The organism is Shewanella sp. UCD-FRSSP16_17 (assembly GCF_001675935.1).
Lineage (GTDB): Bacteria > Pseudomonadota > Gammaproteobacteria > Enterobacterales > Shewanellaceae > Shewanella > Shewanella japonica.
In genome coordinates this window covers 643563-665431 of sequence record NZ_LZFV01000035.1, presented here as the reverse complement: position 1 = coordinate 665431, position 21869 = coordinate 643563, and the positions used below count along the sequence as shown (strand labels likewise).

The following is a 21869-nucleotide window of genomic DNA, read 5'->3' as shown; positions in this document are numbered from 1 at the left end:
AAATACTATGAGCATTATCGAACAACTATTTGCCATATCTCCTTATATCGCTTTATTTATAACACTCGCTCTAGGTTACCTCATTGGTAAAATCACTATCGGCCGCTTTGTGCTAGGTGGTGTGGCAGGAACCTTGATCATGGGTGTACTAATTGGCCAATTCGGAGTTCAAATAGATCCTGGTGTAAAAACCATCTTTTTCGCGTTATTTATCTACGCCGTCGGTTATCAAGGCGGGCCACAATTTTTCAGTGCGCTCAACTTTAGAACCATTAATATCCTCCTATCAGCAGTTGTCATGACTGTAACAGGCTTATTGTGTGTACTTGCTGCAGCAATGATGTTTGATCTTGATAGTGGCACCGCCGCAGGTCTTGCTGCAGGTGGTCTCACTCAATCAGCCATCATTGGTACCGCTGGTGATGCAATATCTCAGTTAGGTAATGTCACTGAAGAAGCCAAACAAATGATGCAGACCAATGTGGCTGTCGGTTATGCCGTTACCTACATTTTTGGTTCTTTAGGTCCAATTTTGATGGTGTCATGGTTAATTCCTACCTTTATGAAATGGGATATCCGTGGTGAAGCAATCAAACTAGCTGAATCAATGTCAGGGGGTAAACCTGAACTGGCACCTGGTGAGTTTAACGCCATCACTGATTTAGTTTCACGTGCTTATAAAGTTGATGAGAATAATCCATTTATTGGCAGAACGATTCAGCAAATCAATAAAGACATGCTTGCTATTGCTATCGAAATGATTGCTCGAGATGGCAGCGACATAGAGCTCGACAAAGCGGTTTCAATCAAGGCCGGTGACATAGTGATTGTTACGGGTCGCCGTGAAGCGATTGCGGGTCATATGGGTGCAGCCACTAGTGAAGTCGCTATTCCGACAGGCACAGTGTTAATCGAAGAAAATCGTCAACTGATTGCTAAAGATGCCAAATTGGTCGGTAAAACAATTGCGCAAATAAAAGCACAAGCCAATATCGATACATACCGTGGTGTGTATATCACCGATATTATCCGTGGTGGTCATTCACAAGTTATCAGTGCTGATTTCGTCGTAGCGAAAGACGACATCATCCAACTAACTGGTAACGCAAAAGACATTAACCGTGTTGAAAAATCTATCGGTAAACGTTTGGGTTCAGCCTTTACTACAGACTTTATTTTCTTTGGTCTAGGTATGGTTGCAGGTCTGTTAATTGGCCTAATCAGCTTCGAAATTGCTGGCATTCCGGTCACTATCGGTTCTGGTGCAGGTTGTTTAATCTCAGGTTTATTCGTGGGTTGGTTACGTAGTCGTAAACCAGCAATAGGCTCTCTGCCTTTAGGTGCGTCTAACTTCTTACGTGATTTTGGTTTAGCAGTCTTTGTCGGTATTGTCGGCCTACAAGCGGGGCCAGAAGCCATTAATACCATTAAAGAACATGGATTAACTTTATTGTTCTTGGGTATGGCGGTAACCATTATTCCGCAAATCATTTCATTCTTTATTTCTTACTACGTATTGAAAATTAAGAACCCAATTGAAGCATTAGCTTGTGTATCTGGTGGCAGAAGCGCAAACCCAGCATTCGCAGCCTTACTTGAAAAAGCAGGTAACGCAACACCGGTTTTTGCTTTCACCGTGACCTATGCCATTGCCAATGTATTGCTCACCCTTTGGGGCCCAATCATTGTCGGCATCATTTCAACTCAATAGTTTCTACTCATTAATTCCTACTCAATAGCATGAATTCGGCGAGTGAGTTCAACTCAACTTACTCGCCAACAGATTAATTTTATTAAATATAAACAGGTAAACATTATGAATAACCAACACACTGATACAGCAATGGCTATCGACTTCACCCAATTCGCTAACTTAAGCCCATTTGAACTAAAAGATAAGTTAATTGAAGTGGCACAAACAGTACCTGATCGCACCTTATTAGATGCAGGTCGTGGTAACCCAAACTTCCTAGCAACCCTGCCACGTAAAGCATTTTTACGCTTAGGTGACTTTGCATTAGAAGAATCAGAGCGCAGCTATTCTTACTTAAATGAAGGCTTTGGTGGTATCCCTGATGGCGAAGGCGTTGTTGAACGTTTCGATACGTTTGCGAAAGCGAATCAAGGCAAAGAAGGCGTTGAGTTTTTACAAAAAGCCATCAGCTACGCAAAAGATCGTTTAGGCATTGAAAAGCAGTCTTTCTTACACGAATTTGTAAACGCATTTTTAGCCTGTAACTACCCTGTCCCTTCACGCATGCTAACCAACATCGAGAAAGTCGTAAAACAGTACATCGGTGAAGAAATGTATGGCGATATGCCAATGACCACTAACTTTGACCTGTTTGCTACCGAAGGTGGCACAGCATCAATGACTTATACTTTTGCGACAATGGCTAACAATGGCTTACTTAAGAAAGGCGATAAAATCGCGTTAATCACGCCTATCTTTACGCCTTACTTAGAGATCCCAGAGCTAGCTGAGTACGACCTTGAAATTGTTGAGATCCGTCTAGACGAAACCACTTGGCAGTTACCACAGTCAGAAATTGAAAAATTAGCGGATACTGACATCAAGCTATTATGTGTTGTTAACCCAGCTAACCCAGCATCTGTTAAGTTTTCAAACGATACACTTAACCGTTTAACTGACTTTGTAAACACCCAACGTAGCGACTTATTCATCATTACTGATGACGTATATAGCACTTTTGCTGATAACTTTGTGTCTTTGTTTGCCAAACTGCCATACAACACTTTATGTGTTTACTCATTCTCAAAATACTTTGGTGCGACCGGTTGGCGCTTAGGCACTATTGGTATTCACCACAGCAATGTCTTTGATGATGCTATGCGCGCCTTACCTGAAGCACATCAACTAGAGTTGGATAACCGTTACAAAACAATCACGCCAGATCCACGTAGCATCAAATTCATCGATCGTATCGTTGCAGATAGCCGCGCGGTAGCACTAAACCACACTGCCGGTTTAGCATTACCACAGCAAGTGCAAATGGCGTTATTCTCTCTAAACTGTTTAATGGATTTAGAAGATAACTACAAAGCGGCTTGTAAACGTATTATTCGTGAACGTTACATCACACTCTATAAAAACATGGGTGTTGAAGTTGAAGACAACGAAGACCGTGTTGATTACTACACCTTACTTGAGCTAGATACTTTAGGTGGCAAGCTTTATGGTGACGCGTTTGTCACCTGGTTTAAAGAGCACGGTAAAGGTAAAGACTTCCTATTCCGTTTAGCCCATAAAACTGGGGTTATCTTATTACCAGGTAAAGGCTTTGATGTTGTTCATCCGTCTGTACGTGTTTCTCTAGCTAACTTAACTCATTACGAATATGAGTTAATTGGCCGTGAAACTCGCTCAGTATTAGATGACTACTTTGCTGAATACCAAGCCGCTCAAGCTTAATTGATTTAATAAGTTAATCTATTAGCATGACGATAAACGCCAATCATAAGATTGGCGTTTTATTACGTTTATTCAAGCAGGTTTGCCATGCGCTCAGCGCTTAAGTTGTGGTTTATGTGTAGCTTAAACACTTCAAGATCACAGACTACTATGTCTATTATTGATATATCCATACTAATATTGATATATCCATACTAAGCGACTATAAGCTAACCATGAATTAGCATCTTAAAAGCTAATACTTATAACACGTAAAAAGTAACTAGCTCAGTCTGCACATCAGACTGTGTATTAAGCTCAATTCAAGCGATAACTGCATCAAACAACTCAATAAAAGTAGGTCATAAATGAAAGGCATTATTTCAATTCAATCTCATGTGGTATTTGGCCATGCTGGCAATAGCTCTGCAGTATTTCCACTGCAACGCATGGGAATGGAAGTCTGGCCTATTCATACCGTACAATTTTCGAATCACACCCAGTACTCACAAGGATGGAAAGGCCGCGCTTTTTCAGCAGATGATATCAATCAGCTAGTCACTGGTATCGACAATATCGGCAAAATAGCAGACTGTCAGGCGGTATTATCAGGCTACCAAGGTAGCGCAGAACAATGCCAAGCTATTATTAACACGGTCAATACAGTCAAACAGCAAAATCCAGCTGCACTTTATGTGTGCGATCCTGTGATGGGCGATCCTGAAAAGGGCTGCATTCTCGCAGATGGTATTACCGAACAATTGATAAATGAAGTGATGCCGATTGCAGATGTGATTGTGCCGAATCAATTTGAGTTAACTCAGTTTACCAAAATGGAAATCAACAACCTTGAGCAAGCCAAAGCCGCTTGTCAAAAAGCGTTATCGATGGGGCCTAAAATGGTGTTGGTAAAACACCTGCACTGTGTTGCTGATGACACTTTTACCATGATGCTCGCCACTGAATCAGGTTGTTATATTACCCAGCGTCCACAACTTGAATTTGATAAACAACCAGTTGGTGTCGGTGACTTAATCTCCGCTTTATTCACTGGTGGATTATTAAATGGCATGAGCGAAGTCGATGCATTTGAGCATGCAACTAATGCCTGTTACGGCGTATTAAAAGAGACTCACCAAAGACAAGAATGGGAACTGCAAACCATTGCTGCGCAAAATGAATTAGTTAATCCGAGCGAGAAGTTTCGCGCTAAAGCGGTATAAATAATGGCATAAAAAAGCAGGAATCTAATCGATTCCTGCAAACTAGGTGGGGGAGCGTCAACAACGACAGTTCACCTAAACTGCCGTTGGTTAGATGTTTACAACTTAGTAGTTAGCTTGGAATGTCAGCCATAATTTATCGGTATCATTTGAGAAATCATAACCTTCGTCAGCACCACTGAAGCTTGCATATTTAACGCCTAGGCTATAATGCTTCGCAAATGGGTATGTAGCAGCAACGCCCCACTCTGTCCCCATATCGATATCACCATAATCAGACTCAAACTGGTGGTATTTAGCTAAAAGTTTAAGGCCGGCAATTTTACCCGTTACAATCACATGGGTATCAACCAAACCATTATCCCAGTTACCTTTACCGCCAAATAAAAACTTATCAGTCCAACCGTTAAAGGCATGTAATGTTGCTAATGGTGTAATAAAGCCAGCTTTGCCGCTGTCAGAGCCAAGTACTTCGTAGCCAATTTTTGCGCCAAAAGCATCAAAATCAATACCGGCACCTAATTTGTAATAATCTGCACTGTAACTGACTGGGTTATCACCGCCTTCAGACTGCTGAGCATATTCAGCTTCATAGCTCACTTTCAGTGCATCTAACTTAATATTACCCGTTGCACGAACACCAAAGGTATCAGTTGAGAATGCAGCAACATCTGTATTATCAATCAAATAGCCGTAACCACTTAAATTAACAAAATCGAGTCCTTTGTAATTAATATTGATTAAGCTGGTTTCGTTCTCGTGTTCTTCTTTACCTGAGCCTTCAGGGAAAATACGGTTCACATTGGCCACATACGCATAATAGGCAGTGAGGTTTTCAATCGCCGTATTTTTAACAGATACCGCATCGTAAGTTTGTTCATTTTGACGGAAGCCAACCCCACCAACAAAACGTTGGTTATCTAATAAAATACGTTGGCGGCCTAATTTAGCTAAGGTTTCTGCTGGACCTTTATAACCAATAAACCCTTGGTTAATTTGAGTATATTTGTAATCACCAATCAAAGGTTCGTTGTCTGTTGAGCGCACATCATCAACTTCTGCTAAAGCAAATAGATTATAAATATCACCGGTTTGATAAGTTAAACGAGTACGTAATGTGGTTTGATTTTGCTGGTCAACATTCGCCACATCGACATCTTCATAGCGAAGTCTAAACTGCACATTCACTGAAGAGTCATCGATAAACGCTTTTTTTAATGGATCGACGCTTTCTGATTCAGCGTAAGCTGCAGATGTCGCTAATCCGGCAAGAACAGCTAATGTGAGGGTAGTTAATTTCATTTATTGTAATCCTTATATTTCATCATCTCGAGTGATGTTATATAGGTGAAATAAACTATAAATATTGATCTAAAACAATGTTACAAAAAGACTACAATTGCGTATCAATAATTGTGAGCAAGATCATTAACTAATACTAATTTAGCATACCTCGAAATAGGTATTTTTAGTAATACCTCATATATAATTTGCTAAATAACCAATATCGATTTTAGTTTTATGCTAACAAAATATGTAATCCGAATATAAACACCCAAAAAAAAGCCTGAAATAAAAATTTCAGGCTTTATCATTTTCGATGAAATTAACAACCCGTAACGGTTAAATCATAAAACGCTGGCTCTGCAACGTTCGCTGTCACGCTATAGCGTAAGTTACAATTGCTGCTGATATCGTATCCTTGTGGGAAAATGTACACACCAGAGTTGGGTACATCATAGATCCCCCAATCTTGAGTAAATGCTTCCGCTGGACTGGCTAACTCAGCAAAGTCCCCTTCTACAGCTTTAGGAATATTCACTTTAGATGCAGTAATGTAGCCCACTGTCGTTGCGATTTTTACGCCGTTAACCTCAACTTCACCTGACTCCAGACTTGTTTGCGAGTCGATAGCCGCTTTTGAATAAACCAGTGAATTCGCCGATTGTAAACTCGCTTGTAAGCTTTGTAAGTTGGCAGTCACTGCGTCTGTTTTCAGATTTAAAAACTTAGGTGCAGCCACAACAGCTAACACACCTAAAATAATAATGACGACCACAAGTTCTATTAACGTAAAGCCACGTTGTGAATAACTGCTTCTCATAATACTTCTCAAATAACATGATATTTCAATAGGTTTAAAACAAGCCAACCGCTATCAAAATCAATAAGATTAATAATAGCCGCAGCATATATGAAGTCCGTACACTCAACCACTACATACGTAACAAAAAGGTTTTAAATTGTTGGTAGAATTACGCTTTTGTTACACAAGTCGTACTTTTAAGCCATCAAACATCCAGCGTATTACAGTAGCTCTTGTTGAATTAACTTCAGCAAAAAGGTCTCACGCTCAATGGATAAGCCTTTCTTGTCACTATTGGCCATCGTATCAAGGTTATGTTGAATGGCTTGTTCAATGTCCATCCAGACAGGCTTCATGCCATTATTAATTTCATGCTGCTCAAATTGGGTATCACCTAACTCTTGATCTATTTCGCAGGTATAACAATAAGACAGCATATGCATGAGGTTTGCCCCATTCCTAGCCCAAGGGCGGTACTCTTCATATAAACCAAACTCGTTAATATTTCGAATATCACGCGCGCCCGTTTCCTCACTCAACTCACGGACTAAGCCTTGCTCAATATCTTCGTGATCATCAACACCACCGCCTGGCAATGAGTAATCATGATAGCGGGCGGTATACAACATCAGTATTTTCTGACCTTGTAGCACAATCGCTCTAGCCGCTCGTCGAGTTAGCATGACGTTATTTGTATCGTTCACAAATTCAATGGGGGTATCTGGATGATGAGTGGTTTTTAAATGGCGCATAAGCAAGTAACGAGAATCACGATAGCTGAAAAGACGCATCATACGTCAATTTTGTGATCCACTGATAGTTTTTGCTGCTCTTTCAATCTATGCGGACTTTTGTCCTCACAGCTTAAGTTCTCGCCACTTATTATCGAGTTAATTAAAAAAAGGGGAAATACAATGACCGCACACATCAATGGCAAACTGGGTGATTTTGCCGAAACCATTATTATGCCGGGCGATCCGCTACGCGCTAAATACATCGCAGAAACCTTCTTAGACAATGCAGTCGAAGTGACCAACATTAGAAACATGTTGGGTTATACCGGTTTTTATAACGGCCAAAGAATTTCAGTCATGGGGCACGGGATGGGGATCCCGTCGATGGTGCTGTATGCCCATGAATTAGTAAATGACTTTGGCGTAAAGCGCATTATTCGAGTAGGCAGTTTAGGTGCGACGCAACATGATGTAAAAATTAACGACGTTATTTTAGCCCAAGCAGCAGGCACCGACTCACCAACCAACGCAAAACGCAGTAGTGGTTATCAAATGGCTACATCGGCAACGTTCAGCCTATTAAACAAAGCCTACACTATTGCTCAACAAGAACAGATTAACGTTAAGGTGGGCAATATTTTCACTGGCGATCTGTATTACGATCCAGACGAAGATATGATCCCAGCACTTGAACGTTTTGGTGTATTAGGCATCGACATGGAGGTCGCAGGCCTTTATGGGTTAGCCCATCAACACGGAATTGAATCATTAGCGATTTTGACTGTATCAGACCACTGCTTAACGGGCGAAGAAACCACCGCCGAAGCAAGACAATTAACCTTTAACCAAATGATAAAGCTGGCATTAGAAACAGCAAGTCAATAAAACAACATTAGGGTTGTTACAGCATAAAGGGCACCAATTATGAAAAATAAAATATCCTTAACTCTGCTCAGTTTCTTAGCCAACTTTGTGATGGCAGGTTTTGCTACGCAATTTGGCATGCTAATCGAGCCAATTGCCAATAAGTTTTCCGCTAACATCAATGAAGTAGCTTCTATTTTTTCATTACTCAATGGCGGCGCATTAGCAGGTACCATTGCCGCTTTCTTTTTGATTGAAAAAATCGGCGTCAAACGCATCACACTGATCAGTTACGTATCTATCGCATTAAGTGCTGCAGCGCTGCATTTCACCAGTTCACTATCCGTTGTCATGATTGCCATGACAGTCATTGGTTTGTGTGGAGGTGTTGGGCTATGTATCGCGGGCACCATTGTGGTATCAGTCTGGAAAGATAAAATTCAAAGCACCATGCTTGTAGTACAAGATGCCACCTTCAATGTTGCAGGTGTCATCTTCCCAATGATAACCACATACGCCCTAACTAATGCACTCTCTTGGAGTTACAGTTATTTAGCTGTGGGTATCGTTGCACTCGCTACAGCTGCTATTGCGCTGCTAACCAATTTTGACCTCTGTGAGTCTACCTCTGCTACCGATGAAGCTGAAGAAAAGTCAGAATGGAACCTTGGCATCATTAGTGGTGGTGTAGGCTTGTTTCTGGGCATGCTGAGCCTCTATACCTTCCTCACTTGGGCACCGACATTTGTGTCGCAAAAATTTACTATCCCATTTGAAGAAGCTGGCAATATTATTACTCAGTACTGGTCAGCAGCATTAATCGGTGCGTTAGTCTCAACAGCCATTGTATCGCGAGTTAAAATTCAGCACTTTATTATGGGAATGATCTCCCTTGCGTTAGTGATTACCAGCTTAATTGTAACGACAACTAACTTAGAGTGGATTGGCTACTTAACCTATGGCTACGGTTTTGCTTGTGCGGCGCTGTATAATGCTTTCATTGCTTACGGCGTATCATTCGTCAAACAAGCAAGTAGCAAAAATGTGTCTTATATCTTAATCAGTGGCAGTGCTGGCGCAATGTTCAGCCCAGCGATTAGTTCAATGTTTGAAAGCATCATTGGCCTGCAAACTGTGATGTATGCTATCCCTGTTATTTATGCATTGATTATTATGATGTTAATTGCTTCTCGTCGCCAACAAGCGTCATTAGCAACAGCATAAGCGGAAAATAAATCGTCAAAAAAGCCTCTGATATCAGAATGATAAAGAGGCTTTTATATAAACCGTTAATGTAATCGTTTTATTGTGCTATGAAAGCTTTCAGTCCAGCTAAGTCTTGAATAATAATGCCTTCTTTTTCACGCTTGATCAGTGCTAAATCTTCCAGCTTTTTAACTGCTCTTCGATATACTCTGTCAGTGGTAGCAAAGCGCTCAGCCTCTAAGTAACACCGATTAAATCCTTCAACGGGCTGGTCATGCAGATACTGATGATATAAATCGTAGGCAATATTGTAGGCAATGGGATACAGCATTCTTCGAGTCAAAATATCCACGGTATCTTGGTAGTCTATTGCAATTGCGCTGGCAAAAAATAATGCAAACTGTGGGGTTTTAACTAATGCCTCATGTAACTTATCGCCATTAATAGTTGATATAGATAATGGTTCTTCAGCAAGAATATCCAACTGACAAAGATATTGAGTAAAAAACTCCATTTCGCCAAATATTTGCGAATCACATGTCATGGTACCGAGTTGGAAACTACGACCATTTCTGGCGGTATACCCCATAGAAATTCTGCCACTTGGAACATAAATCAGCTCATTCACCTGCTGACCTTGCTCCATTAATTTATAGTGACGCTCTACCGTTTTCGTTTCTGTAATACATTGCCTCATGATCTTCTCAATCGAATCATGATGCTGCTGCCACTGATCTCGAAACCTTCCCTTCGCAAGCGGTTTTAATTGCATATCAACGTCTATATAAGCTCATTTTCTCTCGATTATAACGGCTATTTGATAGCTTACGTAATCTCACTGCCATTCAACCCCAATAAATAGCTTAAATTCGCTAAGAAACGAAACCACACAATTCAAGCCTCACCACTTCACTCTTTACACCGCTCACACTTTTATATAAATTAAATAAAACATAACACATTGATAAATAACAACAATTGATACAATTACACACAAGTGTTACCAAATAGTAATGGTCAATCTTGTTATTTAAATCAGTAAACAAACAAGGATGTAAGATATGAAACGATGCCACTCTCAGCCACTCAAACTGACCGCAGCGATTGCTATTAGCTTTGTGGCTTTTTCTGCTCAAGCTAATGATACGCTAGCATCAGCTAACAACAGTTTTCATCACGATACTAGTGCTTCATATATCACTGATACAGACAACAGCGACAACGCTTATCTATTTGCCAGTTATCGTTATTATTTTGATGCCGTGAGCACTGATTTAGGTCCTTGGGCCCTAAATACCTTTTTGGCTCAATCTTCAAACTTCGGCGTAAACTACCTTAAATCAGATCTAGCCGAGACCAGCAGTTATCAAGTCGATGGCACTTATGTTTTTGAATCAAACTGGTTCATTGGCGCAAATTATCAGCAAATCAATGATGACGATGACTCCTTTGCCTGGCCATATAATTACGACGAGTCACTTTATGGTCTTAAGTTAGGTTATTACTTTAACGAAAGCTCGCAAATCTCCATTTTTTACCAAAACCAGAGTGGATCAGATAGTTATCAACACACAAGTGGCAGTGGTCAGAATTTCCAAATCGGCTTATTAGCAGCTAATTTTGATAACCAATCCGATACCTTCGGCATAGAAACTCAAAGTTATATCCCAATGGAGTCAATTAATGGGGTGAATTTGTTTGCACGTTGGCAGTACACTGATGCGAGTCAATATTACTATTATCGACTCGCGCAAGACGGTTTTTTGCCAGAACGCTACTTCACCACTGACATTGATAATACCTTCAACCACATTTTCCTAGCCGCTGATTTTTACATCAATAAGTCGTGGTCAATAGGCGCGCAATACGATTGGCAAGATATTGATATCAAGCAATTTAATAGCAGCAGCTTCACCCCTGAAGGGGATACAATTGAAGTCTCTGACAGTGTCAATAATTACGGTCTTAACACGGCTTACTGGTGGCAGATATCACCCCATTTTTCTGCCAAATTTAGTGCAAGTAAGCTATTTAATGACAATGACGATAACCAAGACTCCTTGCTATTTGGCCTAGATTTAAATGCAAGATTTTAAACCCAGTAAGTTAATGCTCTTCGGCCAATGAGTTGCTTAGTGTCATCGCCATGACTTTGATGGCGATGACCGCTTAACAACAAAAAACTAACATTTATCCACTTTCTCCTTCGTTTCTACACATTTGCTGCACATTTCATCGCTACGATAGACCTTACTACATGAGCAAACGCTAACTTACCCTTTGCATTACATAGGAAATCGTTGCGATGAAACTGACTGTTAATTCAAATAATATAAATGCCAACCTAATACTGCACTGGTTATCTTTATTACTTATCTGCACATTAACTGCTTGTGGCGGTAGTGACAGTAATAGTGATGCAGAGATTGCAGATGAAACCCAAGAAACGGTCACAACCCCCAATGACAACTCAGGTGATGACTCTAACGGCTCAGGTGCTGATGATGAAGGAGCAGATTCAACTGATGGGGTGCTTTGCGACTATGCAAATAGCACCTATAACGAATCTGAATCAGTTTATAACACCAGTAACGCCGAATGGTCATGCGAGGGAGGTGAACGCTTATTAGAAGCAAACGGGATCCCTGACCATGATGTCGGCACTTTCCCCAATGCCAACAACCCAAATATGATTTTCGAGCAAGATATCTCAGCTAATTTCAGCTTAACACCTGTCGAAACTAATACTGCCACCGTACTAGGCGGCCCAAGAGGCACCCTAGGTTATGTACTCAATGGAGTAAAAATTGATGCCAGTACAGCGGGTACTTGTGATGATTCTGGAAATAACTGCAGCTTAGTAGGCAACGAGGGTAATTGGAATATTGAGGCATTAGGCCAAAGCAACTTTAACTTTGGTACCGATGATAATAACGCCCACGTTCAACCTGGAGGCGAATACCATTATCACGGAATGCCAGAAGGCTTTATCGAACTTCAGCAAGGCGGTAACGACAAAATGACCCTCATAGGTTGGGCTGCTGATGGGTTTCCTATATATGCTCGATATGGTTACAGCGATGCCAATGACGCCAGTTCAGAGCTCAAAGCCATACAAGGGAGTTATCAGCTAGTCACCACGGTGAGTGAAAGCAGGCCTTCGACCGAGATTTATCCACTCGGGACCTTTGCTCAAGATTGGGAATATATAGCGGGTTTCGGTGACTTAGATGAATGCAATGGACGAGTTGGAGTCACACCTGAATTCCCTAATGGCATTTACCACTATTACGCCACCGACAGTTACCCGTACTTTCAGCGTTGTGTCAAAGGCGAGGTTTAGTCTCTATTTATCTGATTGAAGCCAATAACACGATTACACTTACATCAATTAAGAGAATACCCAAGATGATGTTATTAAAAATTATCACAATATTAATAATCTGTATTCTAATGTGTGCCAACGCACTCGCACATATGATGGTTGCGCAGCACGGCACCATCAATATTGTTGATAAAGGCGCCTTTATGGTGCTGTCCTTACCCGTATCTGCCTTTGAAGGTTTAGATATGGACAATGATGGCAAAGCATCCTCTGCAGAACTTACGCGATACAAAAACCAAGCAACTGAATTAATACATGAAAATGTGCAGCTTAGTGACTCAAAAGCCAAGCTACCATTGCAAGGGTTAATCATTTCATTAGCATCTCATGGCAATCCCAAAAAGCCGTCATCACACTTAATTGTGATGGGTAAATATCCCCTAGATAACATCAATGGTGAATTAACGTTTACCAATCGCTTATTTGGTCGTCACTTGTCTGAGCAACAAATGGATATGACGATTACCCGCCAACATGATAAGCAAAAACAGACCGTTATTATCGATAAAGATCAATCGTCTAAAACCTTACTTAATGCCTCTGCAGACTAATTTTTCAAAACAAAAAGGCGAACCATCGCTAGGATGATTCGCCTCTTATTTTCTTAATGAATAACCTCGTTAATAATCTTAGTTATTAAACTCGGTTAACCTGTATTAGTCAGCTAAACGAACAACATCGACATCTAAAGACGTAGTAGTCCACTCACTATCCACTTCACCTTGTAAAGTCAGCTTGGTTTCTGGAGTCGCATGAATACCACTCCATTTGTCATCATCAATTTCGACAATGATTTCGCCACTGTCATCTTTAAATCGATACTCTTCATCACCTAAAGACTCGACGATAAACCCTGTTAGTATGGCTGGAGCATCGTCTTTTGCCTCTAATGCAGAAGCAACCGTATGAGCAGAGCCAGCAACTGGCCCACTGAATCCACCAGCTTGATTTAACGCTAGTGTCGTTACGGCAGCATTATCAGAATAACCTTCAGACTGATTTGCCATTGCTGCTGATGACATAAATAACACACTGCATACTAATAATTTTTTCATTTCTATCCTCATTAACATCATTGGCTAATAGATTAAGGTTTGCGACAAACACGTTCTTTTTGCACAAGCTGAAACATTGGTTAACACCTTTTGTTGTTGGCGGAATAATACGCGATTACTGAGTGTTAAAGTCCAAGATGACCGATTGTTAATGTGAAACATTGTTCATCATTGGTTTATTAAGGTGTATTAGCGCCTCAACCATTAAAGTTATGCTTGATGTGGCTATGATATGAAGAATTATTGAAACCTAGTTACCACTTTACTCCACTGTGGTCTCATATGATGTCAGCAAGATAAATAGAAAATATATCAACAAAAAGAGAAGCAACGATATGGGTTAGTCATTTAACATCGACTCACATTCGAAGCCTTGTCTCATAGAATCGAATCGACAGTATAAACCACACTGCCATGGTGCATTGTTATATTCTGCCGATACTGTCTGTGCATGAGCTTTACATGAAGGGTAATCTACAAAATCTGTATCCATTTCATAAGCGGCAGAATCATAACCATTTTTATACACAAATGAGCTCCAAACTTCAGGGCCTTTATGTTGATGAGACTGATTGATCATCACAACTGATGTGATAACAGCAATTAGCAAGCCGATGATAACGACGACAGATACAAGGTTAGCGTTTTTAGCTGTAGGCATAATAATTTAGCGAAAAATAAACATGGCATTAGCATAAGCGGTTAATAGTGAAAAGCAATCGCTACTAAGCTAAATCAGTTCGAAAAACATAGGATTTAGCTAAAACTAAAAGCAGCCTCAACACATGAGACTGCTTTATATTTCAATCTATAAATCTCAGCCTCCTTAACACTTGTTTGGATCAGTTTCTATTATGTACTCTGGTAATTCTGTTGTACTTTTTGCCTCCTTATAGATTAACTTACATTCTGCAGGGGCACCGACTTGCCAAATAGTCGCTTGCCCATTGCCTTCATACATTGTCCATTCAGCACCTCTATCAACAGCCATGGTAGGATCGGTTTCAGAAACGGCTGAGTTAAAGTCATTTTGTAGCAAATTATCTAAATCTAGCTCAGAAGCAACCACATAACCGTAGGCTGTGAACAAATCATTACCTGTACCGATATCTAAATCCGTCACATTTGCATCTTTCTCCACTCCAGCAAGACTGGCTTTTGAATACACCAATGTATTAGCACTTTGAATCGCCGCTTTCATTCCAGCAAGCGAGCTCACGCGAGCATCACCCTGTAAATTAATGAACTTGGGCGCGGCCACGACAGCTAAAATGCCAAGAATAATGATGACAACCACTAATTCGACTAAAGTGAAGCCGCCTTGCGCTTGAGTTGTCGACATTGAAAAATTCGGTTTTGTAACCATTGATAATTTCATAGTGATACCTCGCTATAGAGACATTTTCGTCTCTCTGATGAAGGCTTAAGTCATCTTAAACCTAGAATGCCATCCTAGCGTTGGAGTTAATCCACCTTATGACCATCACTCTATTTTTTTCTTAATTGAAACGACTTAATTGAAACGACAAGTGTATCAACCACAAAACCAAATAGAGTAAAGACTCTAAATCAACATTGGACTCAATTTTGTGATTGTGCAAATTAAATAAAGTTAATATTTAACCAATCTATTGCAGCTATTTACAGTGCTCTATTATCAACCGAATCTATAAAGTGATTCTGCATTTAGTGCCATTATCAAACACTCAATAAGTGCTAATATTAATGAATCAAAACAGTGGACAGCGCCCCAGCGGCGATTAATATCATTAGGAATACACCATGCAAAAAATCATTCTTGTTACTGGTTCAACAGATGGAATTGGATTAGAAACAGCAAAAATGTTACTCGCTGAAGGCCATAAAGTATTACTTCATGGACGTAACCCTAACAAACTTGCCGATGTGGAAACGCTGCTTACTAACAGCTCCTCTGCTGCACAAATCGAAACGTATGTTGCCGATTTATCTAGCATGACTGATGTCAAAAAGTTAGCAGCAAACATTAAAGAAATACACAGTAAACTGGATGTGCTAATTAACAATGCAGGGGTTTATAACCCTACGACGTTAATCACCTCAGACGGCTTAGATTCACGCTATGCAGTAAACACTTTTGCGCCTTATTTGCTTAGTAAGTTGTTAATGCCGATCATGGATAATAGCGGCCGCATTGTGAATTTATCTTCAGCTGCACAAGCCGCTTTTTTAGCAAGCGACATGGCACAGCCAAGTCAGTTATCTGATAGTACTGTCTATGCCCAAAGTAAACTGGCGCTGACCATGTGGTCACGAGATCTCGCCTTATCAGTTCAAGGTCATGGACCTATGATTGTCTCGGTCAATCCTGCTTCGATGTTAGGCAGTAAAATGGTTAAACAAGCATACGGTGTGGCTGGCGGAGATTTATCAATTGGTGCGGACATTCTAACCAGAGCGGCATTATCAGAAGAGTTTGCTCAAGCAACTGGGCAATATTTTGATAATGACAGAGGCCAATTTGCATCACCTCACCCTGATGCACTTGATGTAGCTAAAACCGCAAAAGTGGTTGCTGTGCTTGAGCAAGTTCTTACAGAGCTAAGCTAATAATTAAGCTCAGTTTCAATTACAAAAACCTTAATATTAAAAAAGCTAATGGCCCGTGCCTTTAGCTTTTTTATTGCCCTGCGATGACTCATTCTTTTGATAAAACCTGTCATCTTCTGCATCAGCACAACGCTTTTTCATCACGGTAAAACCCTGAGTTGCATAACAGTCCTGTGACTTTGCAATAAAGCGATTATCAACAAAATCGATAAACTGATTCAATATAGAGCTTAATTATCAAGCTAAAAATCTACTGCTAAGATCGCCTTCATTGTATTGCTAGGTGTCTTTTCATCTAGCGTTGACCTAGAGTGTCTCCACTTCTAGGTGATGTATTCTCAATAAGACGACAGTCTTAAGGAAACGTTATGCGTTATGAAGGCAAAGTTTATCGTCCATGGCCAGAGGCTGACAGCATCCTCATTCAGACCACATTAGGTTGCAGTAACAACCAATGTACTTTCTGCAATATGTTCAGCGATAAACGATTTAAAATTCGTGAACTAGAAGATATTTTTAGTGATATTGAACAGGCCAGAAAAATTCACGCTCACGTTGAATCTATCTTTTTGATTGATGGCAATGTCATGGCTGTAAGAACCGAATTTTTATTGGCGATTCTCAATAAAATTACTGAGACTTTCCCTGAAATTCAAAATATTGCTTTATATGCAGGCTTTAATGATTTTCGCCGTAAAACAGTGGCGGAACTTAAACAAATGCGGGCAGCGGGTTTGACAATGGCATACGCAGGCTTAGAGTCTGGCGATCCTATTGTCCTCGATAACATCAAAAAGGCGATGAAACCTGAACATGCCATTGAAGGCATGGCGATGGCAAAAGAGGCAGGGATTAAAGTGCTGGCTTCATTTATATTTGGACTAGGTGGCCGTCATCGCTCAAAAGAACACATTAAAGCGACTACAGATATTTTAAACATTATGCAACCGGAAGAAATTGCGCCAATGGCCATTGCAATTCAGCCAGGAACTGAACTCGAACAGCAAGTACTGCGTGGTGAATTTGTTATGCCAAGTCCATTACAAGTGCTGGAAGAAGAGAAGTACTTACTGGAAAATTTAGCGGACTTTGACTGCTATTACTGGGGCGATCACGGTAATAATATCTCGCCAATGCGAGGCATGTTACCTCAAGCTAGAGTGCCATTTAAAGATAGAATTGAGCATGAAATAGCAACTAATCCAGTGACAAAACAAGACATCATTCAAACGTTTTCTTGGTAGGCTAACATGCTAATTTAACAGCTATAACCTTGCAAAGTGTTGGGATTCACCCTCAACACTTTGCCATTATTTAAGCCACTGTTTTTACTTTACTGAATATTATATCAACCACGCATTAGTTCACGGTATACCGTAGCAATACCTCATTATCTAACACCACATTAGTAGACCAAATAAAGCTGGCTCCCGCCCCACTGAATTTTTCGATAAAATTCATGTAGGCGTTTTTATTATTCACTCCTATTTCATCTTCTGAGTATAAGCTTGCTTGCGGCCAAGTACTTGAATTAAAATCTTCATTCATCCAATTATCAGCCATCGTCCAATGCACGGCATACGCTTGTTGTCCATTTTTCTCATCCGTAACACCACAATCAGTAGATAATCTCGCGCCGTCTTTTTCAGATAAGCAGCTTAAATCTAAAATTGGAGAGGTATAAAAGGTTTGCGCTTGCCAATCACGATTTGTCACAGTGCCATCACTAAAGCTGGCAATAAAGCCCCCATCACCAGCATGGTATGCATTACCTCTATTATTCTCAGAACCTAAACCTAGGTTTTCTTCCCAATCAATGACTTTAACGGCAATGGTATAAGGTTTACTGACCTTGAATTTTACAATACTTGAATTAAATGGCGTAAATGGCACGCTATCAACGGCGATTAATTTGCCATTGATATAAAGTTCAAAGTAATTATCTGCAAAAATATACCCAGTAATCACCTCACCTTGCGGGTCAACTGTCACCACAGGCACATCATCTTGATTAACTCCGGCTAAATTTCTAGGGGTAATACCAGCGCATTGTTCATATAAATCCATTGCTTTGGGTGCACTGCTATATTGATTACTGCCTGGTACAGTCCAAACTCCGCCCTGCGCATCAGTAATCTCACCTATACCAGCAACGCGACTGCGACCATTTTGACACGTAAACAAATTAGTGACGACGGTAGTCGCAGCGCCTTGGGTAATACTCCCTGAGCCGAGATAGTCATCATGGTGCATTTGAATATCATCAGAAGCACAGCTCATCGCTGTACTTCCTATCATGACGATACCGCCAACTGAAAATAGGATGTTTTTAAACAATTCGTTTTTCATAGGCCCTTCAGTCAATCAATAAGTGCGTTGGTTAATAATAGGCTATTCATAAAAATATTGAATAAGGTTATTTAACCCTAGCAAGACACTAATCACTAGCAGCTTTACAGTCTTTTAAGCTTTGACATAAGTGGCACACAATGAGAATTACTGCGTATTGAGCTTAAAAAACGCAGATGATGAATGATGAAGTGACTCACTTGACCCTTTGCCACCTCTGTTAGTCATGCGTGTCTTAATGACCTTAATCTTGTATTGAATAAATGAATATAGTGACTAGGGCCTGTTGCTCTTTGCTGGTTATGTTTTACTTCGAAAAAATAACCTTGAAAGAGCAACATGCCCTAGATAGTTAGCAAAATAATTCGCCTATCCCCTTAAAATATGACGAATATCTCCTTTTGAAACTTTAAAATAAAATTGTTATCCGGATCGCATTTTTATTTTGAAACTCCTGATAAATTCCAGCTTAAGCATACACTAATGTAGTGTTTATTTTTACCAATACTAAATGCTTGTAGTTTGGTCTCTATGTTTGATATCGACAGGTTTTCTTGAATACCATCAGCGCCATTTGGCCCATGAAATACCAAGAAAATTCGACTCGATAATGAGGATATTTTATGGCTGAAATTATTGAATTTGTTCCAAGTAACACAGAAATAGATGGGTTTGAAAAACCATCTAATCCAAAAGCAAAAGAAGATATACAACACAGACGCGAAGTAAAAAGACGTCTTGAAGACTACCTTGAAGCACAACAACTCAAACGTGCAATGGGTGAGGATGATTTTTTTGCGTAATCCCTAGCATTCTTAACTAACTATTTCATTTTCCAATACAGGCGTTCATCTCCCACCACGCTTTGTTATTCATTAAGCTCATTGGTTTCTGAGCTTAATGAATTATCCAATAATCCCCACTTAGTTTCATTAATCACTGCGCAATCGTTGCATCACGCTTATCCAATAAAAAACCACTGTAAACTCATGCCTACAGTGGTCAGGAGTAAAAAGGGGAAAGCTCCTTAGTGAGGTTTTATCGTCAATCTGAGCCTATATTGACTCCTTGCTATTAGTCGTTGCCTTGCTAATAGTCGTTGCGATGAGTCACTCGATACACCTCAAAACTTAAACCAGCGAGTGAGACCTTAATATCATGCTCATTAACCCTGACTTGACTCGTTGATATAGCAGTCTTTGATGATGTTGCCGCTTCTTTTAAAGCCTGCGTATTAAGGAGTGAATCCACTTCAGTAACCTGCATAGGAATCGTTGCCGAAGCCAAGCTGGTACCAGTATTAAATACCATCAATAACTCCTCACCAGTGCTGTTATCTATTCTTGAAAAAGCAAACATAGCGGCATGACTTGCGTTCTCTTTATCAGCATAAAATCGAGCTTGATACTCACCACGGCGTAAAACCCGCTCAGTCTTGCGTAACTCACTCAGTGCGGCAATGGCCCTATACAAAGGATGCACTTTATCGAAGTTGTCATCAGCCGTTGTTGCCAAAGTGCCCAATAACGAATTGTCGTTATAGCTTGGTACTTGGGAGGCAAACATGTCTTCTCGGGCATCAATATCATTACCATCGCCAGTAAACCCTTGCTCATCACCGTAATACACCACCGGAATCCCTCGAGATAAAAACATAAAGGCATGGGATAAAATACTGCGCTGTAATTTTTCTGCTTCTGTGCTGGCAATGCCAGATTCATTGATGAAGTAACCTGCTCGTCCCATGTCGTGATTACTTAAAAAAGTCATCAGTAAATCTGCTTGGCTATCTTCATCTTTATACAAATCATCTTGCTCAAATAATTGCTTGGCAAGCAGCGGACTTTGCCCTTGATAAAAGATTTTTGCTGCCACGTCTTGAAAAGCAAAATCCAATACCGACGGCAGTTTTCCATCTGTGGTGTATAAGCTCAAATTAACAGGGTTGGTATCATAGACTTCACCGAATACATGAAACTGAGGGATCCCCTGCAGCTTGGCAAACTCAACAATAGCAGGGCTGAAGGTTTGCCAAAATGATAAATCAACATGACGCACGGTATCGATTCTGAATCCATCAGGTTTAAACTCAGCAATGAGATTTTGATATATCTCGACCATCCCAGACAGCACTTTAGGATGCAAAGTATTCAGATCGTCTAGACCATTAAAATCACCGTTTAATGAACTTTCTCCCTCAAAATTACTGTCGCCTTGATTATGATAATACTGTGGGTCATTTAGCCAAGATGGTGTTTTGATATTGGCTTCATCATCCAATAGAAATGGCGAATACTGCTCACTCACAGCTGTGTTTACTGGCTTATATTCACAACGCGTTAGCCCTTCAATAAATCGACCATCAAGTTGGTGGCACTCTTTATAACGAATGATATCTGCAGTGTGATTAGTGATAATGTCAAAAAATACTTTCATGCCACGTCGGTGCGCCGCATCAATCAATTGTTTCAGGTCATCGTTTGTACCAAAGTGCGGATCGATTTCAGTAAAATCGACAATCCAGTATCCATGGTGAGCAATGCCGTCTTTTTGAATCGCATTATTTCTTAGCAGTGGTGTCATCCATATTGCTGTAATGCCAAGCGATTCAAGATACGCAAGTTTCTGTTCAATACCGTTAATATCACCGCCATGAAAACCTCGCTCAGTAAGGGGATCAAACCCGCCATGAGATACACCAGATACGGCTCCATTGTCATTGGCTTGATTACCATTGTTAAAACGATCTGGTAAAACAAAATAAAAAATGTCATCTCGAATATCACGCTGAAGATAATCCTGATATATCACTTTGTCGCCCGTTGCTTTCGCATCGTTTACCTTAGGCGCAGCGTGTACGTGTATGTGGAAGGCCAATAACAGTAAAGCCAAACTCGTGAAAAATATTTGTTTCATAACACCTTCTTAATCCATTAATGAATAATCCAAATCTGCCCAATAACGTG

At 40.3% G+C, this 21869-nt stretch carries 21 protein-coding genes; 11 read left to right on the top strand and 10 right to left on the bottom strand.

What is annotated here, in order from left to right; genetic code table 11:
* The first annotated feature begins 7 nt into the window (after positions 1-7).
* The 3 genes from aspT to pdxY all read left to right on the top strand — a co-directional run bounded on the left by aspT (position 8) and on the right by pdxY (position 4635).
* The gene (aspT, locus tag A9267_RS16550; protein WP_065109967.1) at positions 8-1711 is read left to right on the top strand and encodes an aspartate-alanine antiporter; all 1704 of its coding nucleotides are present in this window, start codon (positions 8-10) and stop codon (positions 1709-1711) included.
* Positions 1712-1816: 105 nt separating this feature from the next.
* Positions 1817-3433 (top strand): bifunctional aspartate transaminase/aspartate 4-decarboxylase, encoded by a 1617-nt coding sequence (locus A9267_RS16545; protein ID WP_065109966.1) that lies wholly within the window; start codon positions 1817-1819, stop codon positions 3431-3433.
* A gap of 347 nt (positions 3434-3780) precedes the next feature.
* Complete coding sequence (pdxY, locus tag A9267_RS16540; protein WP_065109965.1) at positions 3781-4635, top strand: pyridoxal kinase PdxY; 855 nt, start codon at positions 3781-3783, stop codon at positions 4633-4635.
* A gap of 105 nt (positions 4636-4740) precedes the next feature.
* Here pdxY and A9267_RS16535 read toward each other — a convergent pair whose 3' ends face one another.
* The 3 genes from A9267_RS16535 to A9267_RS16525 all read right to left on the bottom strand — a co-directional run bounded on the left by A9267_RS16535 (position 4741) and on the right by A9267_RS16525 (position 7473).
* Positions 4741-5937, bottom strand: coding sequence for an alginate export family protein (locus A9267_RS16535; protein WP_065109964.1), 1197 nt, complete (start codon positions 5935-5937; stop codon positions 4741-4743).
* Between the two features lie 304 nt (positions 5938-6241).
* Positions 6242-6739, bottom strand: a complete 498-nt coding sequence (locus tag A9267_RS16530; protein WP_065109963.1) for a type II secretion system protein — start codon at positions 6737-6739, stop codon at positions 6242-6244.
* A 203-nt stretch (positions 6740-6942) separates the two neighbouring features.
* Complete coding sequence (locus tag A9267_RS16525; RefSeq protein ID WP_065110069.1) at positions 6943-7473, bottom strand: NUDIX hydrolase; 531 nt, start codon at positions 7471-7473, stop codon at positions 6943-6945.
* A gap of 162 nt (positions 7474-7635) precedes the next feature.
* Here A9267_RS16525 and deoD point away from each other — a divergent pair, with 162 nt between their 5' ends.
* Positions 7636-8340, top strand: a complete 705-nt coding sequence (deoD, locus tag A9267_RS16520) for a purine-nucleoside phosphorylase (protein ID WP_055024784.1) — start codon at positions 7636-7638, stop codon at positions 8338-8340.
* Between the two features lie 39 nt (positions 8341-8379).
* On the top strand, positions 8380-9543 hold the full coding sequence (tsgA, locus tag A9267_RS16515; protein WP_144430181.1) for an MFS transporter TsgA: 1164 nt from the start codon (positions 8380-8382) through the stop codon (positions 9541-9543).
* A gap of 79 nt (positions 9544-9622) precedes the next feature.
* Here the strand turns inward: tsgA and A9267_RS16510 are convergent, their stop codons facing one another.
* Positions 9623-10297 (bottom strand): Crp/Fnr family transcriptional regulator, encoded by a 675-nt coding sequence (locus tag A9267_RS16510; protein ID WP_065109962.1) that lies wholly within the window; start codon positions 10295-10297, stop codon positions 9623-9625.
* A gap of 289 nt (positions 10298-10586) precedes the next feature.
* On the opposite strand from A9267_RS16510, the gene A9267_RS16505 reads away from it, so the two are divergent.
* The 3 genes from A9267_RS16505 to A9267_RS16495 all read left to right on the top strand — a co-directional run bounded on the left by A9267_RS16505 (position 10587) and on the right by A9267_RS16495 (position 13461).
* Entirely contained in the window at positions 10587-11621 is a 1035-nt protein-coding gene (locus tag A9267_RS16505) for a putative porin (protein WP_065109961.1), read from the top strand.
* 209 nt (positions 11622-11830) lie between these two features.
* Entirely contained in the window at positions 11831-12868 is a 1038-nt protein-coding gene (locus A9267_RS16500; RefSeq protein WP_065109960.1) for a YHYH protein, read from the top strand.
* Between the two features lie 65 nt (positions 12869-12933).
* Entirely contained in the window at positions 12934-13461 is a 528-nt protein-coding gene (locus A9267_RS16495) for a hypothetical protein (protein WP_065109959.1), read from the top strand.
* A gap of 105 nt (positions 13462-13566) precedes the next feature.
* Here A9267_RS16495 and A9267_RS16490 read toward each other — a convergent pair whose 3' ends face one another.
* The 3 genes from A9267_RS16490 to A9267_RS16480 form a co-directional block, all read right to left on the bottom strand.
* Entirely contained in the window at positions 13567-13965 is a 399-nt protein-coding gene (locus A9267_RS16490; RefSeq protein WP_065109958.1) for a YgiW/YdeI family stress tolerance OB fold protein, read from the bottom strand.
* A 340-nt stretch (positions 13966-14305) separates the two neighbouring features.
* A complete protein-coding gene (locus A9267_RS16485; protein ID WP_065109957.1) occupies positions 14306-14626 on the bottom strand; it encodes a hypothetical protein in 321 nt (106 codons plus the stop codon).
* Positions 14627-14791: 165 nt separating this feature from the next.
* Positions 14792-15343 (bottom strand): type II secretion system protein, encoded by a 552-nt coding sequence (locus tag A9267_RS16480; protein ID WP_269454734.1) that lies wholly within the window; start codon positions 15341-15343, stop codon positions 14792-14794.
* 404 nt (positions 15344-15747) lie between these two features.
* Between A9267_RS16480 and A9267_RS16475 the strand changes: the two genes are divergently transcribed.
* Positions 15748-16554: an SDR family NAD(P)-dependent oxidoreductase gene (locus tag A9267_RS16475; RefSeq protein WP_065109956.1), complete on the top strand. Its 807-nt coding sequence runs from the start codon at positions 15748-15750 to the stop codon at positions 16552-16554.
* A 45-nt stretch (positions 16555-16599) separates the two neighbouring features.
* Here the strand turns inward: A9267_RS16475 and A9267_RS21840 are convergent, their stop codons facing one another.
* The gene (locus A9267_RS21840; protein ID WP_156669186.1) at positions 16600-16776 is read right to left on the bottom strand and encodes a hypothetical protein; all 177 of its coding nucleotides are present in this window, start codon (positions 16774-16776) and stop codon (positions 16600-16602) included.
* Positions 16777-16922: 146 nt separating this feature from the next.
* On the opposite strand from A9267_RS21840, the gene A9267_RS16470 reads away from it, so the two are divergent.
* The gene (locus tag A9267_RS16470) at positions 16923-17798 is read left to right on the top strand and encodes a radical SAM protein (protein ID WP_065109955.1); all 876 of its coding nucleotides are present in this window, start codon (positions 16923-16925) and stop codon (positions 17796-17798) included.
* Between the two features lie 115 nt (positions 17799-17913).
* Here the strand turns inward: A9267_RS16470 and A9267_RS16465 are convergent, their stop codons facing one another.
* Entirely contained in the window at positions 17914-18903 is a 990-nt protein-coding gene (locus A9267_RS16465; RefSeq protein ID WP_065109954.1) for a hypothetical protein, read from the bottom strand.
* A gap of 623 nt (positions 18904-19526) precedes the next feature.
* On the opposite strand from A9267_RS16465, the gene A9267_RS16460 reads away from it, so the two are divergent.
* Entirely contained in the window at positions 19527-19706 is a 180-nt protein-coding gene (locus A9267_RS16460) for a PA3496 family putative envelope integrity protein (protein WP_055024806.1), read from the top strand.
* 286 nt (positions 19707-19992) lie between these two features.
* On the opposite strand, the gene A9267_RS16455 is transcribed toward A9267_RS16460, so the two are convergent.
* Positions 19993-21819, bottom strand: coding sequence for an alpha-amylase family glycosyl hydrolase (locus A9267_RS16455; RefSeq protein ID WP_065109953.1), 1827 nt, complete (start codon positions 21817-21819; stop codon positions 19993-19995).
* Positions 21820-21869 lie beyond the last annotated feature (50 nt).